Origin of the sequence: Mesorhizobium sp. M0408, assembly GCF_040321495.1 — a bacterium.
Classification (GTDB): Bacteria; Pseudomonadota; Alphaproteobacteria; order Rhizobiales; family Rhizobiaceae; genus Mesorhizobium.
On record NZ_JAMYRO010000075.1, the window covers coordinates 1 to 1,146 of the forward strand.

General features: G+C 58.9%; 1 protein-coding gene. It reads left to right on the forward strand.

Annotated elements, in window-relative coordinates; genetic code table 11:
• Window positions 1-20 precede the first annotated feature (20 nt).
• Window positions 21-926 carry a N,N-dimethylformamidase beta subunit family domain-containing protein gene (locus tag NKI67_RS33750; protein ID WP_352649171.1) on the forward strand — a complete coding sequence of 302 codons (906 nt, stop codon included), beginning with the start codon at window positions 21-23 and terminating at the stop codon, window positions 924-926.
• The last annotated feature ends 220 nt before the right edge of the window (window positions 927-1,146 follow it).

Here is a 1,146-nt window from a genome sequence, read left to right on the forward strand (position 1 = left end):
ACCTGGCTCGCCTATAATACTTGGGGCGGTTCGAACATTACAATGGGATCACAGGTCCAGATCGCAACCAGTATTCGCCCATTGTCTCAACGCAAAGGCCGTGGGGTCGCGGCTTTGTCGTCCTTCCGCCAGAAGCCCCTCGCGTACCACTGGAAATGATGACGCCGCCGAAGACGGTTCCACGCTATCCGCACAAGGAAGGGGCCTTTGCTACGGGACATTCAGTGAAGTACGCCTCTGCTGGCTGGGCGTTCTACGACAGCCACTTCTTTCGCTTCGCTGAGCGGGCCGGATATGACGTCGATCTCGCCAGCCAGAACGAACTACAGTTCTCGCCCGAGATCCCGCTCGACTATGACTGCGTTGTCTTTGCCGGCCATGACGAGTACTGGACCTCGGAAATGCGGGACGCGGTTGACGCCTTTGTCGATCAGGGCGGCCGTGTGGCACGTTTCGCCGCCAACTTCATGTGGCAGACCAGGCTGGAGGACGAAGGTCGTCAGCAGGTTTGTTACAAATTCCGGGCGCGCGCCGAGGACCCCGTCTACAAAAGCGGTAACATTACCCGCGCCACTAATTCATGGGAGGCGCTGGAAATCGGCAGGCCAGGCGTACAAACGTTTGGTCTCAACGCCACGATGGCATCTATGCCGGCTGGGGCTGGTGCGCACCGCGCGGTGTGCGAGGTTTCCCCATCTATCAGCCGGACCACTGGGCTTCGCCGGTACTGGGCTCTTTTACGGCGATTTGCTCGGCTCGGAGTCACATTTTTGCCTATGAAGTGGACGGACTGGGTTACGAAATCCGCAACGGCCAGCCTTACCCTTCCCCTAAGAGCGGCGCGCCGGACAGCCTGGAAATCCTTGCTGTTGGTATGGCAACTCTGGTCGAAGAAAGCGCCGATTTGGCACCTGAAGATGGGATAATCCGGGACGGGGACGGTCGGTTCGTCGCTGAGTTGCAGACGGGCGAAGCTAGCAGCGCCGATATCGACAAAGTAAAACGTGGAAGCGGGATGATCGTCAATTTCAAGCGTGGAGAAGGCGAGGTGTTCCATGCCGGCACCTGCGAGTGGGTCGCCGGCCTTCTGAGACACGACGCTATGGTTGAACGCAGGACCCGCAATGTCCTCAACCGCTATCTAGG